Annotated in this window: 1 protein-coding gene (running past one end of the window); it reads right to left on the bottom strand. The window is 66.0% G+C overall.

Annotated elements, in window-relative coordinates; all coding sequences use genetic code 11:
- Window positions 1-20,620: the 5' portion of a non-ribosomal peptide synthase/polyketide synthase gene (locus ACZ46K_RS13960; protein ID WP_464748789.1), read on the bottom strand. It extends 9,149 nt beyond the left edge of the window; only the first 20,620 of its 29,769 coding nucleotides appear in the window; the start codon lies at window positions 20,618-20,620; its stop codon lies beyond the left edge, outside the window.
- Window positions 20,621-20,644 lie beyond the last annotated feature (24 nt).

Raw genomic sequence — 20,644 nt, 5'->3', positions numbered from 1 at the left:
TCTGCAGGCGGCCGAGGAACTCCGCGACCGGCTCGTCGGGATCGAACGACACCCGCACCGGCAGGGTGTTGATGAACAGACCCACCATCGACTCGACGCCGGGCAGGTCGGCAGGACGTCCGGAGACGGTCGCGCCGAACACCACGTCGTCGCGGCCGGTGAGCCGGCCGATCAGCACACCCCATGCGGCCTGCACGAGGGTGTTCACGGTGACGCCCAGGCGCGCCGCGGCGTCGCTGATCGCGGTCAGACGCTGCGCGTCCAGCTCGATCTTGACGCGGTCGTCGCCCTGCGCGCCCGGATGTCGGGGCGACTGCGGGGCGAGCAGTGTCGGTTCGTCGAATCCGTCGAACACGTGTGACCAGGCGTCGCGCGAGGCATCCAGGTCGCGTGTACCGACCCACTCGAGGAACGAGCGGTACGACCGCGCACGCGGCAGCATCGACGTGTCTCCGCGGGTTGCGTAGAGGGCCATGAGGTCCTGCATGAGCAACGGCATCGACCAACCGTCGATCAGCACGTGGTGCGTGGTCACGCCGAGCTGATAGCGATCACCGCCGAGCGAGACGAGAACGAACCGCATGAGCGGTCCGGTGTCCATGACGAACCCGCGGGTCTCCTCCTCACGCCAGAACGGGACCGTGGCAGTCACGCCCGAAGACGCGACCTCCGACGACATGTCGACCGTGCGCCACGGCACCTGCACATCGTCGAGCACCAGCTGGACCGAGTCGCCTTCGTCGTCGGTGACGAAGACGGTGCGCAGATTCGTATGCCGATCGAGCAGCCCCTGAGCCGCCCGGTGCAGACGCTCCGCGTCGACAGCACCTTCGAGATCGAGCACGGCCTGCATCGTGTACACGTCGATGTCGTCGTCGGCCGTCATCAACGCGTGGAACAGCAGACCGGACTGCAACGGCGAGAGCGGCCACACATCGGCCACCGGCCGATACCGCGATTCCCACCGCTCCAGGTCGGACTGGGTCACGTTCACCAGCGAGACGTCGGACGGGGTGAGCCCCCCGGCGCCCGGTGCGCCGACGTGGTCGACGAGTGCATCGAGCGCTGCACGCCAATGCTGAGCGAATTCCTCGACATCGTCGCGGTCCAGCAGGCCGGTGGGGAATGCAATTCCGGCACCGAGCTGCGGGCCGTCCGGCCCGTCGTTGACGATCGCGTTGATGTCGATAGCCGCGTTCGCCGGCATATCGGCGTCGAGTGCAGCATCGACCTTGCCGAGAGCGTCCGTAGGCGCCCACCCGATCGCCGCCAACTCCACCGGCACATCCGCCGCAGACACACGACCCAAATAGTTGAAACTGATCTGCGGCGACTTCACCACCGCCGCCAACCGCTCCGACGACTCCCCATCCAGATACCGCAACAAGCCGAAGCCCATGCCCTTGTCCGGAATCGCCAGCAACTGCTCCTTCACAGCCTTCACCGCAGCACCGATCGCGTCACCACCGGCGAACGCCTCATCGACATCGACACCGGCCAGATCCACCCGCACCGGATACGCACTCGTGAACCACCCCACCGTCCGCGACAGATCCGCACCCGGCACCACCGCTTCCTCACGGCCGTGACCCTCGAACTTCACCAACGCAGACGACGACTCGATCCCACGATCACGACGCCACCGCACCAACGCCAACCCCAACGCCGCCACCAGACCATCAGCAACCCCACCACGGAACAACGACGGCACCGACGTCAACAACGCCTCGGTGTCCGAGGCGGGCACGCTGATGTCGAATCGCTCGACGGTCGATGCCGTATCGACGGACGGGTCGAACGGCCGCACGCCGAGCAGTGGGTCGGGGCCCTCGAGAATCCGCTCCCACAGTCCCAGTTCGTCGCGATGCGACGGTGCCGCCTCGACCAGACCGTGCGCCCAGCGACGCAACGACGTACCGACAGCGGCAAGTTCGATCTTCTCCTGCCCGGAGACGATCTGACCCCACGCAAGACCGAGGTCCGGCAACAGGATTCGCCACGACACACCGTCGACCACCAGGTGATGGGCGACGATCAGCAACACACCCGGACGAGTGTCGCCGGTGAAATCGAACCACACGAACTGCAGTACCGAACCCGATGCGGGGTCGAGACGTCCGAGCGCGGAATCGAGTTCGCGCGAGGCGATCTCGGTGAGATCGGCGTCGGAGATCTCGGCACCGACCTCGACCCTGGTGATCAGGGACGCGGGGTCGACGGTGCCCGCCGCGCGAATACGCAGTGTTGTCTCATCGGTTGTCTCATTGCCGCTGCGTTGGAGGATCGACCGCAGCGCATCGTGATGATCCACCACGGCACCGATCGTCCGCCCGAGCACTTCCGCAGTGATGTCCTGCGGAAGGTTGACGGCGATGGTCTGCGAGAACCGGTCGAAACCACCGGGCCACCCCAGCACCTCACGCATGATCGGCGTCAACGGAACATCCCCGACACCGCCACCAGGAAGTTCGGCCAACTTCTGCGGCGCACCCGCATCGACACGCGAGGCGACCTCCGCCAGGCCCGCCACCGAACGCCGCTCGAACACATCCCGCGGCGAGAACACCACACCACGAGCCTTCGCCCGCGACACCAACTGAATCGACACGATCGAATCACCACCGAGCGCGAAGAACGACTCGTCCACACTCACCTTCTCCAAGTGCAGAACCTCCGCGAACACCTCCGCAATGATCTCCTCGACCTCACTACCGGCCGCACGATACTCACGCTCCTCGAGCACCGGCTCCGGCAACGCATCACGATCCAACTTGCCCACCGGCGTCAACGGCACCTCATCGAGCACCACGATCGCCGACGGCACCATATGCGGCGGCAACGACCGAGCCACGAACTCCGTCAACCCCGCCACATCCACAGTCCGGCCCGCCGCAGGCAACACATACGACACCAACACCGTCGCACCCGACGCCGTCGAACGGCCGAGAGTGGTTGCCCAATTGACGGATTCGTGTGTCGAGAGCACGGCGTCTATCTCGCCGAGTTCGATACGGAAACCGCGCACCTTCACCTGGAAGTCGCTGCGCCCCACGAACTCGAGCTCGAGACGGTCCTCGACGGCACGCCACCGCACCACGTCACCCGTGCGGTACATACGATCGCCGGGTTCGCCGTACGGGTTCGGAACGAACCGCTCGGCAGTGAGCGCGTTCCGTCGATGGTAACCGCGCGCAAGGGCCCGGCCCGCCACGTAGAGCTCTCCCGCCATACCGGCCGCGACCGGCCGCAGGCGTGAATCGAGCACCAGGGTGGTCATACCCACGATGGGTTCACCGATGGTGATCGGACGCTCCGGCACCATCGGCCCGAAGGTCGACACGATCGTCGCTTCGGTGGGCCCGTACGCATTGACGTAAGTCGTGCGCTTCGACCACTCCGCAAGCAGTTCCGGCGTGGTGACGTCACCACCGACCGACAGGACCTCGAAGCTGTCGACACCGTCGGACTCCATCGTCCCCAGCACTGCAGGGGTGATGATCGTGTGCGTCACCCGTTCGGTGCGCAGCAACTCCGCGAGATCCGGCCCACCGATGATCGTCGACGGCACGACCACCAGCGTGGCACCGAACGAGAAGGCGGCCAACCATTCGAGCACCGACGGGTCGAAACTCGGCGAGCAGATCTGCAGGAACCGCGATTCGGAGGTCACCCCGTAGAGATCTGTGACCATGTCCTTCAGGCCGGCCAGACCCGAGTGGGTGACGACGACACCCTTGGGCTGCCCCGTCGAACCCGACGTGTAGATCAGGTAGGCGGGCTGGTGCACGTGAGTGGGGCGCACACGGTCCGCATCGCCGATCGGTGTGGATGCGCGAGCATCGATCTCCGCGATGAAGTCCGGGTCGTCGACGAGCAGCCATTCCGCGTCGTCGGGCAGACCGGTGGCGTGTTGCGACGACGTGATACCCAGTGTTGCACCGGAATCCGACAGCATGTACCGCACGCGTTCAGCAGGATACGTGGGGTCCACCGGCACATGTGCTGCGCCGGTCTTCGCGACCGCCATGACGGTGACCGCCATGTCGTACGAACGCGGGAACGAGACGGCGACGAAGTCCTCTGCCCCGATTCCCCGGTCGATCAGCACCCGGGCGAGCTTCGATGACGCCTCATCGATCTCTCGGTAGCTGATCGAGCGTCCCTCGTAACGGACCGCGGTGGCGTTCGGATCCATCGTCACACCTATGGCGAGGAAATCCGCGAGGGTCTTCGGCTCGGTCAGGACGTCGTGCCCTCGCATGCGAGTGAGCTGCGCGAATTCCTCGTCGCCGAGCAGCGGCAGGTCGCCGACCGGCGTCGTGGTTGCGGCGACGATGCCGGTCACGAGTCGCGTGAATCGCTCCGCGAACCGCTCGACCGTGTGGTGATCGAACAGCGCGCTCGCGTACGAGAACTCCGCGGACAGCCCGTCCGGGCCACCGGTGGCATCGACGTGTTCGCGCAGGGTCAGACCGAGGTCGAACTTCGCGATATCGACGTCGAACGGCACGCCGGACACACTCAGCCCGGGCAGTTCGAGGGCGGTCTCCGGCATGTTCTCGAACGACAGCATCACCTGGAACAGCGGGTGCCGCGCGGTGGACCGCTCAGGTTTGAGCACCTCCACGAGGCGCTCGAACGGAATGTCGGCGTGCGCAAACGCTTCGAGATCGGCCTCACGCACCCGCGACAGCAGGTCCTCGAAGCCGTCACCGGCGTCGACGTGGCTGCGCAGCACCAGGGTGTTGACGAACATGCCGATCAGATCATCGAGTTCCGACTCGCCACGACCCGCGATCGGCGTACCGATCGTGATGTCGTCGGAGTCGGACATGCGGGCGAGGAACACGGCCAACGCCGTGTGCAGGACCATGAACATGGTGGTGCCGGTCCGGCGGGCCAGCGCCGCGAGTTCACGGTGCGTGGACTTGTCGAGTGCGAACTGGACCTTGCGGCCGGTGAACGACTGCACCGATGGGCGCGGACGATCCATGGGCAGGTTGAGCTCGTCCGGGACACCTGCGAGGGTGCGCTTCCAGAACTCCGCCTGTGCGGAGAGCACGCTCTCCGGATCACCCTCGGATCCGAGGACCTCGCGCTGCCACAGTGCGAAGTCCGCGTACTGCACGGGCAGCGGGGCCCAACCCGGAGCGGTGTCGGCGGCACGGGAGACATAGGCGGTCATGACGTCACGCGTGAGCGGTGCCATCGACCAGCCGTCGGCACTGATGTGGTGCGCGACGAACACCAGTACGTGATCCGCAACGATCTCCCCGTCGCTTCGCTCGCCCTCGAACCCCCCGTCGCTTCGCTCGCCCTCGAACCCCCCGTCGCTTCGCTCGCCCCTGCTGTCCGTCAGGGCGAACAGGGCCACCCGCAACGGAATCTCGGAGGTGACGTCGAACCCCGCCGAGACGACCTCGCCGACATGCGAGAGCAGGTCGGACTCGGTGACCGAGACGGCGACGACGTCGGGAGCAGCATCGGCAGCGGACACGATCTGCTGGTACGGACGACCGTCGACCTCGGGGTAGATCGTGCGCAGCACCTCGTGCCGAGCCAGCACATCCCGCACCGCGGCCTGCAGCGCAGCCACATCGAGTTCACCCGTCAGTCGCACCGCGACGGGAATGTTGTCGACCGACGACCCGGAGTCGAAACGGTTGAGGAACCACATGCGCTGCTGCGCCAGCGACAGCGGCACGCGATCCGGGCGCGGCTGCGGCACGAGCGGTGCCCTCGAATCTGTGTCCGTATGATGCTCCACAGCGACAGCGAGCGCAGCGACATTCGGGGATTCGAACACGATCCGGACAGGTACACGTGTGCCGAGTGCCGCACCCACACGGGAGACCACCTGCGTCGCGAGCAGGGAGTTGCCACCGAGTTCGAAGAAGTCGTCGTCGACACCGATCCGGGACACACCGAGGACGCCGGCGAACACACCGGCGACGATCTCCTCGACCGGAGTACGCGGCGCCCTGAATGCACGAACCTCGAACACCGGCTCCGGCAACGCCTTCCGATCCAACTTACCGTTCACATTCAACGGCAACGCCTCGAGCACCACGAACGCCGACGGCACCATGTACGACGGGAGGCGGGAACCCAGCGAGGTCTTCAGCTCGGCCACCTCGAGTGCGGCACCCGACTCCGGCACCACATACGCCACCAACTGAGAACCCGTGCGCTCGTCCTCACGCGCGATCACCGCAACCTCGCGGATATCGCTCTGTTCCCTCAACGCCGACTCGATCTCACCGAGCTCGATGCGGAAACCACGTACCTTCACCTGGAAATCGGTCCGCGACAGGTAGTCCAGCTCGCCCTGCGCCGTCCACTTCACCAGGTCACCGGTGCGGTACAACCGCTCCCCCGACTCGAACGGCGACGCCACGAAACGTTCCGCGGTCAGATCCACCCGACCGTGGTAGCCCCGCGCCAACTGTGCACCCGCCAGATACAATTCACCCGGCACAGCCACGGGCACCGGGTTCAGCCGCTCGTCGAGGACATAGACCCGGGTGTTCCACTCGGGCACACCGATCGACACCGACGCACCCGACGGATCCACCACCTCGCCTGCGGTCACCGACACCGCAGCCTCGGTCGGGCCGTACAGGTTCACCAACCGCGCGGTGTTGTGCTCGACGACACGCTCCGCCGTCGCCACCGGCAGCGCCTCACCGATTGCGAGGATGCGGCGCAGCGACCCGGCCAACCGACCGTCACCATCGATCATCAACGCCTCGAGCATCGACGGCACCACATGCAACGTCGTCACACCGTGCTCGCCGATCAACGCATTCAGATACGCCGGATCTCGATGGCCGTCGGCAGATGCGATCACCACGCGGCCACCGGAGACCAATGCCGACCAGAACTCCCACGCCGACAGATCGAACGTCGCGACCGTCTTGAGCAGCACTGCATCATCCGCTCCGAGACCGAAATAGTCTCGCTTCCACAGCATCTGGTTCACGATCGCGGCGTGCGGCACCGCCACGCCCTTCGGGCGGCCGGTCGAACCCGACGTGAAGATCACGTACGCGGTGTTCGACGACCGCAACGGTGCACGCCTATCGGCATCCGTCACCCGCTCTGCCGAGAACTCGGACAGATCCGCAGAATCCACCAGGACGGTGGGCACAGAGTTCTCCCCGGGTGCGACGAACTCGTCGCGCTCGGTCGTCAGTACCACCGCGGGCGCGGCGGCCTCGACGATGTACGCGTTGCGCTCGTCCGGCTGGTCCGGATCCACCGGCACATACACACCGCCCGCCTTGGCCACGGCATACATACCCACGAGCAGTTCGACCGAGCGACGAATGGCCAACACCACCGTCGTCTCGGGCGCGACACCCATCGAGATCAGTTTCCGGGCGAGCCCGTTGACGCGAGCGTCGAATTCGCCGTAGGTAACCGAGCCGGCATCGAACACCAGCGCTGTGGCAGTCGCGTCGCGTCGCACCTGCTCGTCGAACAGATCCACGAGTGTGGCCGCACCGTCGACCTCGTGCGCGCTGTCGTTCCACGCTTCGAGTACCCGGGTCTTCTCGACCGGGTCGAGCAGCGGCACGTCGCCGACCGGCATCGCCGAGTCGGTGACCACCGCGTCGAGGACCCGGGTGAGTCGCTCGGTGAAGCCTTCCACGGTCGACTCGTCGAACAGATCGGTCGCATAGGTGAAGAAGCCGGTGATGCCGGAGGCTCGTCCGTCGGCGTCGTATCGATCGGTGACGATCAGATGCAGGTCGAACTGCGAGATCGCCATGTCGGCATCGATTCCCGAGATCGTCAGCCCCGGCAGTTCGAGCGACGACTGGGCAAGGTTCTGGAACGACAGACCCACCTGGAACAGTGGGTGCCGCGCGGTCGACCGAGCCGGGTTGAGGACCTCGACGAGACGCTCGAACGGAACGTCCGCGTTCGCGAACGCGCCGAGATCCGTCTCGCGGGCCTGCTCGAGGAGTTCGGCGAAGCTCGCCTGGCCATCCACACGGGTACGGAAGACGAGGGTATTGGCGAACATGCCGATCAGGTCGTCGAGTTCACGCTCCGCACGACCCGCGATCGGCGTACCGATCGCGATGTCGTCGCTCGCCGACACCCGCGCGAGGAACACCGCGAAAGCGGTGTGCAGCACCATGAACAGCGTCGTGTTGGTTTGACGGCCGAGGTCGGTCAGTCGCCGATGCAGGTCGGCGTCGACCGTGAAGTCGACCCGTGCGCCGTGGAACGACTGCACTGCGGGGCGTGGGCGATCGGTCGGAAGATCCAGCTGATCCGGAAGCCCCGCGAGGGCTCGCTTCCAGTAGCCGACCTGCTTGGACGCAATGGACTCGGGATCGTCCTCCGAGCCGAGCACCGTTCGCTGCCACACCGCGTAATCCGCGTACTGCACCGGGAGCATTTCCCACGTGGGGACACCGCCCTCGGAGCGCGCCATATACGCCTGCATCAGGTCACGGGTCAGCGGGCCCATCGACGAGCCGTCCGCGGAGATGTGGTGCACGACGAATGCCAGCACGTAGTCCGTATCGCCGACCTGGAAGAGCTTCGCGGCGAGCGGCACCTCGCCGGTGACGTCGAACGTGGTGGCTCCCACGGCAGTCACCGCGTCGATGATCTCGGACTCCGCCACCCACACGGGACTCAGATCCGGCGTGACATCGACAGCCGGGACGATCACCTGGATCGGACCGTCCGCGGTCTCCGGGTAATACGTGCGCAGAGACTCGTGGCGCGTGACGAGGTCCGATACCGCGGCCTGCAGCGCATCCACGTCGAGATCGCCACTCAGCCGGATGGCCATCGGCACGTTGTAGGCGGCCGTGTCGGTGTCGAAACGGTTGAGGAACCACATGCGTTGCTGAGCGGGCGAGAGCGGGACCCGGTCCGGCCGGTGACCGGCTTCGAGCGGCACGCGGATCTCGGCGTCCTGCGACTCGACCACCGCGGCAAGAGCCACGACCGTCGGTGTTTCGAACAAGGCGCGCACCGGGACCTTCGTGCCGAGCGCGAAGCTCAACCGCGACGCCACCTGGGTTGCGAGCAGCGAGTTGCCGCCGAGCTCGAAGAAGTCGTCATCGAGACCCACGCGACCGATCCCGAGTACCTCGGCGAACACCGCCGCCACCGATTCCTCCACCGGCGACACCGGCGCACGGAACTCACGAGCCTCGAACACCGGCTCCGGCAACGCCTTCCGATCCAACTTACCATTCACATTCAACGGCAACGCCTCGAGCACCACAAACGCCGACGGCACCATGTACGACGGCAATTCGGCCGCCAACGCGGACTTCACCGACACCATGTCGATATCTGTGCCCGACCCCGGCACCACATACGCCACCAACTGAGCACCCGTGCGCTCGTCCTCACGCGCAACCACCGCCACGTCACGGACACCGTCCACACCACGCAACGCCGATTCGATCTCACCGAGCTCGATCCGGAAACCACGCACCTTCACCTGGAAATCCGTACGCCCCAGATAATCCAATGCACCCTCAGCACTGAACCGAACAAGGTCACCCGTGCGATACAGCCGCTCCCCCACCGCAAACGGCGACGCCACGAAACGATCCGCGGTCAGATCCACCCGACCGTGATAGCCCCGCGCCAACTGCACACCCGCCAGATACAACTCACCCGCGACACCCACCGGCACCGGATGCAACCGGTCATCGAGCACATAGACCCGGGTGTTCCACTCGGGCACACCGATCGACACCGACGCACCCGACGGATCCACCACCTCGCCCGCGGTCACCGACACCGCAGCTTCGGTCGGACCGTACAAGTTCACCAACCGCGCGTCGTTGGACCCCACGAACCGCTGCGCCGTCGCCACCGGCAACGCCTCACCGATCGCCAACACCCGACGCAACGACCGAGGCAACACACCCGACGACTCCACCAGCAACGCCTCGAGCATCGACGGCACCACATGCAACGTCGTCACACCGTGCTCGGCGATCAACGCATTCAGATACGCCGGATCACGATGGCCGTCGGCAGATGCGATCACCACACGACCACCGGAGACCAATGCCGACCAGAACTCCCACACCGACAGATCGAACGTCGCCGCAGTCTTGAGCAACACCGCATCGCCCGCGCCGAGACCGAAATGATCCCGCTTCCACAGCATCTGGTTCACCACAGCGGCGTGCGGCACCGCCACACCCTTCGGGCGGCCCGTCGAACCCGACGTGAAGATCACATACGCGGTGTTCGACGACCGCAACGGCGCACCACGCTCCGCATCGGCCACCGGCTCCGCCGAGAACTCGGACAGATCGACAGCGTCGATCTCGACGGTGGAAACAGACTTCCCCCCCGCCGCTTCGCTCGCCCCGAAACCATCACCGGTTGTCGTCAACACCGCAACCGGCGCGGCCGTGTCGAGAATGTACGCGTTGCGCTCATCCGGCTGTGCCGGATCCACCGGCACATACGCGCCGCCGGCCTTCGCCACCGCGTACATGCCCACCAGCAGTTCCACCGACCGGCGCATCGCCAGCACGACCGTCGACTCCGACGTGACACCGAGGCCGATGAGATGCCGGGCCAGACGATTGACGCGGGCATCGAACTCACCGTAGGTCAGCAGCTCACCCTCGAACACCACCGCGGTCGCGTCCGGGTTGCGGCGAACCTGCTCGTCGAACAGATCCACCAGCGTCGAGGAGACGACCTCGTGTGCGGTCTCGTTCCAGGTGTCGAGTGTCCGGGTCATCTCTGTCGCGTCGAGCAACTCGATGTCGCCCACCGGGATCGTCGGATCCGCGACGACCGCGTCGAGGACGCGCACGAACCGTTGCGCGAAGCCGTCGATCGTGGACTCGTCGAACAGATCTGTCGCGTAGGTGAAGGTGGCGTCGATCCGGCCAGGAGCGCCGTCGTCGTCATAGTGATCGAAGACGGTGAGCTGCAGATCGGTCTTGGCAAGCTGGAGTTCGAAATCGGTAGAGCTGACCGTCAATCCGGGCAGTTCGAGTTCGGTGCGCGCCAGGTTCTGGAACGACAGGCCCACCTGGAACAGGGGGTTGCGCGCCGTGGAACGGACCGGGTTGAGCACCTCGACGAGACGCTCGAACGGGACATCTGCGTTCGCGAACGCACCGAGGTCCGTCTCGCGTGCCTGCTCGAGGAGCTCGGCGAAGCTCATGCTGCCGTCCACCCGGGTGCGGAACACCAGCGTGTTGACGAACATGCCGATCAGGTCGTCGAGCTCACGCTCTCCGCGGCCGGCAATGGGCGTACCGATCGCGATGTCGTCTGTCCCCGACAGCCGGGCCAGCAACGTCGCGAATGCGGCGTTGACCACCATGAACAAGGTGGCGTTCTTCGAACGTGCGAGATTCTGCAGCCGGCCGTGGAGGTCGGGGGCGAGAGTGAACTGCAGGGATTCACCGCGGAAACTCTGACTCGGCGGACGAGGCCGATCCGACGGCAGATCGAGCTGGTCGGGCAAGCCGTCCAGCGCACGCTTCCAGTGATCGACCTGCTTCGCGGCGAGGGACTCGGGATCGTTCTCCGAACCGAGAATCTCGCGCTGCCACAGCGCATAGTCCGCGTACTGCACGGGCAGTGGCTCCCACCCGGGAGCCTCACCGTGCGACCGTGCCGCGTAGGCCCGCATGAGGTCGCGGGTCAGTGGCCCGACCGACGCTCCGTCGGCCGACACGTGATGGACGACGAGCGCGAGAATGTGCTCGTCCTCGCCGACCCGGAAGATGCGGACCGAAACGGGAACCTGTCGTGTCACATCGAACGTGGTGGACATGAAGGCGACGATTGCAGGCTCGAGCTCGTCGGCGGCCACGTCCTGGATCGCGAGATCCGGCTCCACCCGATCCATCGGGATCACGACCTGATGCGGCCCGTTCGGCGAGTCCGGGTACACCGTTCGCAACGACTCGTGGCGTGCGAACACGTCGAGAGCTGCGGCATGCAGCGCCGCGGTATCCAGTTCACCGAGGAGGCGCACCGCGATCGGGATGTTGTCGACTGCAGACGATGCAGTGTCGAACTGGTTGAGGAACCAGTACCGCTGCTGAGCCGGCGACAGCGGGATCTGTGCGGGCCGTTCTGTTGCCACCAGCGGACGCCGCGGACCGGACGCGTCCCCGTGTTCCAAACAGGTCGCCAGACATTCGACGGTCGAGGCCTCGAACAGCAGACGCAGCGGCACCGTCGAGTCGAGTGCCGCACCGATCCGCGACACGACCTGCGTCGCGATGAGCGAGTTACCGCCGAGAGCGAAGAAGTCGTCGTCGAGACCGACGCGATCGAGACCGAGTACCTCCGCGAATACACTTGCGACGACCTCTTCGATCGCCGTCGTGGGCGCCCGGAACTTCTTGACCTCGAACACCGGATCCGGGAGGGCCTTGCGGTCCAGCTTGCCGGATGCACCGAGTGGCAGAGCGTCGAGGACGATGTACGTCGCGGGCACCATGTACGCGGGCAGTAGCGCGGACAGTTCCCTGTTGACCGCTGAGTCGTCGAAGGTTCGCCCGGCAGCGGGCACGACATACGCGACGAGCTGATCCTGACGGACCAGCACGACCGCCTGATCCACGTTGTCCCGCTCGAGCAGCGCCGATTCGATCTCACCGAGCTCGATGCGCAAACCGCGCAGCTTGACCTGGAAATCTGTGCGGCCGATGTAGTCGAGTTCGCCGGCGGCGCTCCACTTGACGAGGTCGCCCGTACGGTACAGCCGTACGCCCGATCCGAAGGGCGAGGCAACGAACCGCTCGGCAGTGAGATCCGGTCGGCGGACGTAACCTCGGGCCAACTGGACTCCCGACAGATACAGCTCACCCGCAACACCCAGCGGAACCGGTCGCAATCGGTCGTCGAGGACGAACACCTTCGTGTTCCAGACGGGAGCACCGATCGGCACCGCCATGGTGTCCGCGTCGGTCACCTCGTGAGAGGTCACATCGACGGCGGCCTCGGTCGGACCGTAGAGGTTGTGGATGCCCACGGCCGGCAGTGCCGACCGGACTCGGGCGGCGAGCGTCGCCGGAAGAGCCTCACCGGACGCGAAGATGTACCGCAGCTCCGACAGCTCCGACACCGCCGGTTCGGCCGCGAACACCGCGAGCATCGACGGCACGAAGTGCGCCACCGACACCGACTTCTCACGCATCGTCGACGCCAGGTATCGCGGATCGCGATGACCATCGGGCGCCGCAATGAGCAGGCGCGCACCGACCTGCAAGGGCCAGAAGAATTCCCACACCGACACGTCGAACGTGAAGGGGGTCTTCTGGAACACGACGTCGGCGGGCGTGAGGTCGTATTCGTCCTGCATCCAGCGCAGGCGGTTCACGATGGCTTCATGGGTGACGGCGACGCCCTTCGGCCGGCCCGTCGACCCGGAAGTGAAGATCACGTACGCGGTATCGGATGCCCGAAGCGGCGCGGTCCGTTCCGCATCCGTGACAGGTGCGGACACGATTTCCGAGAGGTCGACAGTGTCGATCGAGACGACGGAGACACCCTCGCGGCGCAACTGCTGGACGTCGACAGAGTCCGTCTCGCCTGGAAGCTCGAAACCGTCACGCTCGGTGGACAACACCACGACGGGCGCTGCGGTCTCGAGGATGTAGGCATTGCGGTCGACAGGCTGATCGGGGTCGAGCGGCACATACGCGCCACCCGCCTCGACGACCGCGTACATGCCGACCAGGAGGTCGATCGAACGCCGGATTGCCAGACCCACATGGGATTCCGGCCCCACACCAAGACCGATCAGGTGACGCGCGAGGCGATGGACTCGGTCGGCGAACTGCGCATAGGTCAGCGTCTCGCCCTCGAATTCGAGAGCAGTGGCATCCGGGGCGCGGAGAACGCGGGCCTCGAACAGATCGACCAGGGTCGACGAGGCATCCGACGCCTGGTCCGTGTCGTTCCACTCCTCGACCATCCGCGTACGCTCGTCGGCGTCGAGCAGGTCGACGTCGCCGACCGCCACGGACGAATCGGTGACCGCGGCGTCGAGGACCCGCACGAAGCGATCGGCGACCTCGGCGATGGTGGACTCGTCGAACAGGTCGGTCGCGTAGGTCAGCCCCACAGAGTACGCAGCCGAACCCTCTGAATCCGGGGTCTCGGTGACGACGAACTGAAGGTCGAATTTGGCTGTGGTGGTGTCGATATCGACACCCGACACCGCAAGTTCCGGAAGTTCGACGGTGTCGGCCGCAAGATTCTGGAACGAGAGCATCACCTGGAACAACGGATGCCGCGCCGTCGAACGCTCCGGATTCAGCACCTCCACGAGACGCTCGAACGGCACATCCGCATGACCGAACGCATCCAGATCGCTACCGCGCACCCGGGAGAGCACCTCGTCGAACGACTCACTGCCGTCGACGCGGGTCCGCAACACCAACGTGTTGACGAACATGCCGATCACATCATCGAGTGCAGCCTCACCGCGACCCGCAACCGGAGTACCGATCGCAACATCGTCGGTAGCCGCCAACCGTGCGAGAAGCACCGACAACGCTGCGTGTACGACCATGAACGGTGTCGCGGCGCGCTCACGTGCGAGGCGCAGGATTCCGTCGTGGATGCGTGAGCCGATGGTGAACTCGTACTGAGCACCGCCGTTGCTGGCGACGACGGGACGGGGTCGGTCCGCCGGCAGATCCAGTTGCTCCGGGGCACCCGCGAGCGTGTCGCGCCAGAACGCCACCTGAGCCGAGATCACCGACTCCTGATCGTCCTCCGCACCCAGCACCTCCCGCTGCCACAACGCGTAATCCGCGTACTGCACCGGAAGCGGCTCCCACGCGGGTTCGCTGCCGGCAGCACGCACCGAGTAGGCCGTGACGACGTCGCGCGTGAGCGGGCCCATCGAGAACCCGTCCGCGGCGATGTGATGCACCACCAGGACCAATACGTACTCGGACGACGAGAGTTCGAACAGTCGGGCGCGGATCGGCACCGTCGTCGACACGTCGAAACCTGCCGAGATCAGCGACTGCACGTGCGTCACCAGATCGGACTCCGAGACCGGCACCGGCAGCAGATCTGGCACGACCTCCGACACCGGCAGCACCCGCTGGTACCCGACACCGTCTACATCCGGATACACCGTCCGCAACGACTCGTGCCGACCCAACACATCCGACACCGCAGCCTGCAACGCCGCCACATCCAACGACCCCGACAACCGGATCGCCACCGGAATGTTGTTCACCGCAGAATCCGGCTCGAACCGGTTCAGGAACCACATCCGCTGCTGCGCCAACGACAACGGCACCCGTTCCGGACGCACCTGCGCCACCAACGGCGCACGCCCGTCACCACCGGCCTGCTCCACGCCGGCCGCGAGTTCTTCGACGCCGGATGCTTCGAACAGTGAGCGAACGGGAACGGTGATTCCCAGTGCTGCGCCGAGGCGGGCCACCACCTGAGTCGCAATCAGCGAGTTGCCGCCGAGAGCAAAGAAATCGTCGTCGAGGCCCACGCGGTCGACGTCGAGCACATCCGCGAAGACCCCTGCGACGATCTCTTCGATCGGTGTCGTCGGAGCGCGGAACCGGCGGGTTTCGAAAACAGGCTCGGGCAGTGCCTTACGGTCGATCTTGCCGGAGCTGCCGAGCGGCATGGCATCGAGCACGACGAAGGTCGTGGGGACCATGTACGCGGGCAACACCGAGGCCATGACCTCCTGTGCAGCTGCGCTGTCGAACGTACTCCCTTGCGCAGGAACGACATACGCGACCAACTGCTCGTGCCGTACCTCGGCTGCCGCCTGGGTCACCGGGGTGTGTTCGAGGATCGCCGACTCGACCTCGCCGAGCTCGACGCGCAGACCGCGCAGTTTGACCTGGAAATCACTGCGGCCCAAGTACTCGAGCTCACCGGCGGCCGTCCACCGGACGAGGTCGCCGGTCCGGTAGACGCGCGCGCCCTCCTCGAACGGCGAGGCGACGAAGCGCTCTGCCGTCAACTCCGGACGACCGAAGTAACCGCGAGCAACCTGGATGCCCGACAGGTACAACTCACCCACGACACCCACTGGAACGGGTGCGAGGCGCTCGTCGAGGACGTAGGCGCCGGTGTTCCACACCGGCGAGCCCATCGGCACGGATCCTGCGGTGAGGTCGCCCACCGACCGCGCCGTGGCATGCACGGTCGCCTCGGTGGGTCCGTACAGGTTGTGAAGTTCCGCATCGCTGACGCGCGCGAACTGCTCGGCAACCGAGACCGGGAACGCTTCACCGGCCACGAGAACGACACGGAGAGAGAGGCATTCCTCGGCGGAGACAGCGCCGGCGAACACGGCGAGCATCGACGGCACGAACGATGTCGTCGTCACCGCCCGGTCGCGGATCACCCGCCCGAGGTAAGCGGGGTCGCGGTGACCGTCAGGGGTCGCGATCACGAGACGGGCGCCGACTGCCGGCGCGCCGAACAGTTCCCACACCGACACGTCGAAGGTGAACGGTGTCTTCTGCAGGACGACGTCGGCGGGGCCGAGATCGTATTCGGAGGTCAGCCACAGCACCTGGTTGACCGCGGACGCGTGCGAGACCGCAACCCCCTTCGGCCGACCCGTCGACCCCGACGTGAACAACACATACGCCGCATTCGACGACCGCAACGGCGCCACACGATCCGCATCCGTCAGCGACGCATCCGAGAACCCCGACACATCGAGCACATCGAGCTCGACCGAAGGCACACCACCGGCAACAAAACCGTCACGCGCCGTCGTCAACACCACAACCGGAGCGGCAGTAGCCAGAATGTAGGCATTCCGATCCGCGGGCTGATCCGGATCCACCGGCACATACGCACCACCGGCCTTGACGATCGCATACATACCGACCAACAAATCCAACGACCGACGCATCGCCAGACCCACCGTCGACTCCGGCCCCACACCCACCGAAACCAAATGCCGCGCAACCCGATTCACACGAGAATCGAACTCCGCAAACGTCAACGACCGACCCTCGAACTCCAGCGCCACCGCACCCGGAGTCCGACGCACCTGCGCCTCGAACAAATCGACCAACGTCGACGACGACTCGACCTCGTGCGCAGTATCGTTCCACCGCTCCAACACCAGAGACCGCTCATCACCATCGAGCAGGTCGATGTCACCGACCTTGACCTGCAGGTCTGCGACGACCGCGTCGAGGACCCGCACGAAGCGGTCGGCGAAGGCCGTCATGGTGGGCGCGTCGAACAGGTCGGTCGCGTAGGTCAGGTCGACGAGGTAACCGTCGGCGGTATCGTCCGACACGGTGACCTGCAGGTCGAACTTCGCCACCGCGGCATCGGTGCTGAGCGCCGACACGGTCAGGTCCGGGAGTTCGAGCGAGTCGGTATCGAGGTTCTGGAACGCGAGCATCACCTGGAACAACGGATGCCGCGCCGTCGAACGCTCCGGATTCAACACCTCCACGAGACGCTCGAACGGCACATCCGCATGACCGAACGCATCCAGATCGCTACCGCGCACCCGCGAGAGCACCTCGTCGAACGACTCACTGCCGTCGACGCGGGTCCGCAACACCAACGTGTTGACGAACATGCCGATCACATCATCGAGTGCAGCCTCACCGCGACCCGCAACCGGAGTACCGATCGCAACATCGTCGGTAGCCGCCAACCGTGCGAGAAGCACCGACAACGCTGCGTGCACGACCATGAAGTCGGTGGTACCGGTACGACGCGCCAGATCGGCAATGCCCGCACGAAGGTCGGATCCGATCGTGAACTGCTGCGCTGCACCACGATACGACTCCACCGCCGGGCGAGGACGATCAGACGGCAGCTCCAGCTGCTCCGGGACACCCGCGAGCGTGTCGCGCCAGAACGCCACCTGAGCCGAGATCACCGAGTCCTGATCGTCCTCCGCACCCAGCACCTCCCGCTGCCACAACGCGTAATCCGCGTACTGCACCGGAAGCGGCTCCCATGCGGGCGCACCACCCGCGGCGCGGGATGCGTAGGCCGTGACGACGTCGCGCGTGAGCGGTCCCATCGAGAAACCGTCCGCGGCAATGTGATGCAGAACCAGGACGAGTACGTGCTCGGTGTCGGACAGCTCGAGCAACTGCACGCGGACCGGCACCGAGGAGGTGACGTCGAACCCCGCCGACACGAGCTCGGTGATCTTCTCGACGACATCCGATTCGGTGGCCTTCACCGGTGACAGATCCGGCGCGACCTCCGACACCGGCAGCACCCGCTGGTACCCGACACCGTCTACATCCGGATACACCGTCCGCAACGACTCGTGCCGACCCAACACATCCGACACCGCAGCCTGCAACGCCGCCACATCCAACGACCCCGACAACCGGATCGCCACCGGAATGTTGTTCACCGCAGAATCCGGCTCGAACCGGTTCAGGAACCACATCCGCTGCTGCGCCAACGACAACGGCACCCGCTCCGGACGCACCTGCGCCACCAACGGCGCACGCCCGTCACCACCGGCGGCGATCGCGGTGTCGATGAGGGACGACAGTTCGGCCGCAGTGGGCGCGTCGAAGAATTCGCGGACGTCGATGCGAACCTTGTGGTCGGCGTTGATGCGCGCCACCACGCGGGTTGCGCTCAGAGAGTTACCCCCGAGCTCGAAGAAATCGTCGTCGACACCGAGCCTGGGGGCGTCTTCGACACCGAGCCTGGGGGCGTCTTCGACACCGAGCCTGGGGGCGCCGAGCACCTGTTCCAGCGCCGCAACGACGGCGTGTTCCGTCGGCGTGCTCGGCGCGCGGTATTCGCGTGCGAGAGAACTGAAGTCGGGCTCGGGCAGAGCCTTGCGATCGAGCTTTCCGCTTGCACCGAGCGGGAATTCGTCGATCTCGACGAACAGCGACGGCACCATGTAGTCGGGCAGCCGGTGACGCACCGCGTCAGCGAGTTCGCTCCGCTCCACTTGTCGGCCGTCGGTCACGAGATAGGCGACGAGGTGATCGCCGAGTCCGGGGTCGGAATGCACGACCACGACGGACTGCCGCACACCCGGATGATCGAGCAGGGCGGATTCGATCTCGCCGAGTTCGATGCGCAGGCCGCGCAGTTTGACCTGGAAGTCGGTACGGCCGATGTACACGAGGCGGTCGGCGTCATCGAGTTCGACGAGGTCGCCGGTACGGTACATCCGGTCGCCGGGTTCGCCGAAGGGGTCGGCGACGAACCGGTCGGACGTGAGGTCGGGGCGACGCAGGTAACCGCGCGCGAGTTGGACGCCGGCGAGATACAGCTCTCCCTCGACCCCCGCGGGAACGGGTCGCAGCCCTTCGTCGAGGACGTACAGCCCGGTATCGGCCACCGCTGCACCGATCGGGACGACCGTGTCGTCGGCGGCGGTCGCGAAATAGGTGACGTCGACTGCGGCCTCGGTCGGGCCGTACAGGTTGTGGAGGCCGGCGGAGCTGATCTCGTAGAAGCCGGCAACCGTCTGCGGCGGCAGGGCCTCACCGGACGCGAAGACGTAACGCAGGGTACTCACCGATGCGGCGGTGGGTTCGGCGAGGTAGACCGCGAGCATCGACGGCACGAAGTGCGCGATGGTCACTCCCCTGTCGATCATCGTCCGGGCAAGGTAGGCGGGGTCGCGGTGCCCGTCGGGGATCGCGATGGACAGGGTGGCACCCACCTGCAGCGGCCAGAAGAACTCCCACACCGACACGTCGAACGTGAAGGGCGTCTTCTGCAATACGACGTCGTCGGCGCGCATCGCGTATTCGGATTGGCGCCACGCGATGTTCGCGGTGATCGCACGGTGCTCGACCGCGACGCCCTTCGGACGACCGGTCGACCCCGAGGTGAAGATGACGTAGGCGAGGTGGTCGGCGGTCAGTGCACCGGTCCGCTCGTCGTCATGGATCGGATCGTCGGCGTATCCCGACACGTCGAGGGTGTCGATCGCGACGACCGGCACGGTTCGGGGCAGGTCGACGGCATCGCGCGCGGTGGTGACCACCGCGATCGGCTCGGCCGTCTCGAGCACGTAGGCGCTGCGGTCGGCGGGGTGATCAGGATCGAGAGGGACGTACGCGCCGCCTGCCTTGACGATGGCATACATACCGACGAGCAGATCGAAGGAACGACGGATCGACAGGCCGACCCGGGTGTCCGGTCCGACGCCGAGCCCGATCAGGTGACGTGCGAGGCGGTTGGCGCGGGCATCGAACTCGCGATAGGTGAGGCGCTCGCCCTCGAATTCGAGTGCGGTGGCATCGGGGGTCGCCGCGACCTGCGCGTCGAAGCGTGCCACGAGCGTGTTCGGATCCGCTGTCACGGGGGCGACCGCATCGTCACCGAGCACCTCGGACGAGTCCGCGAGCAGGGTGTCGACGACCGCGGGGAGCCCGCCGCCGCCGAGGAGGCCCGGTGCGACGTTGGACAGAACGACGGGAAGGAGCGCGTCGAATCCGAGCACTCCACCCATTGCTGCGTCGAGAGTGGTGATCTCCTGCTGCAACCTGGCGTAGGTGAGGTGTGTATCACCATCGGAGAGAGCGATGCGGTCGGGGTGGATGTCCACAACTGCGGCGAGCAACCGAGGAAGATCCTCGATCGTCAGCGCCGGCTTGCCCGCCATACCACCCGTCATCTACGTCATCCTCCTGAAATTGCT

This window comes from Rhodococcus sp. JCM 9793, assembly GCF_055380405.1.
This window is presented reverse-complemented; position numbering and strand designations above follow the sequence as displayed.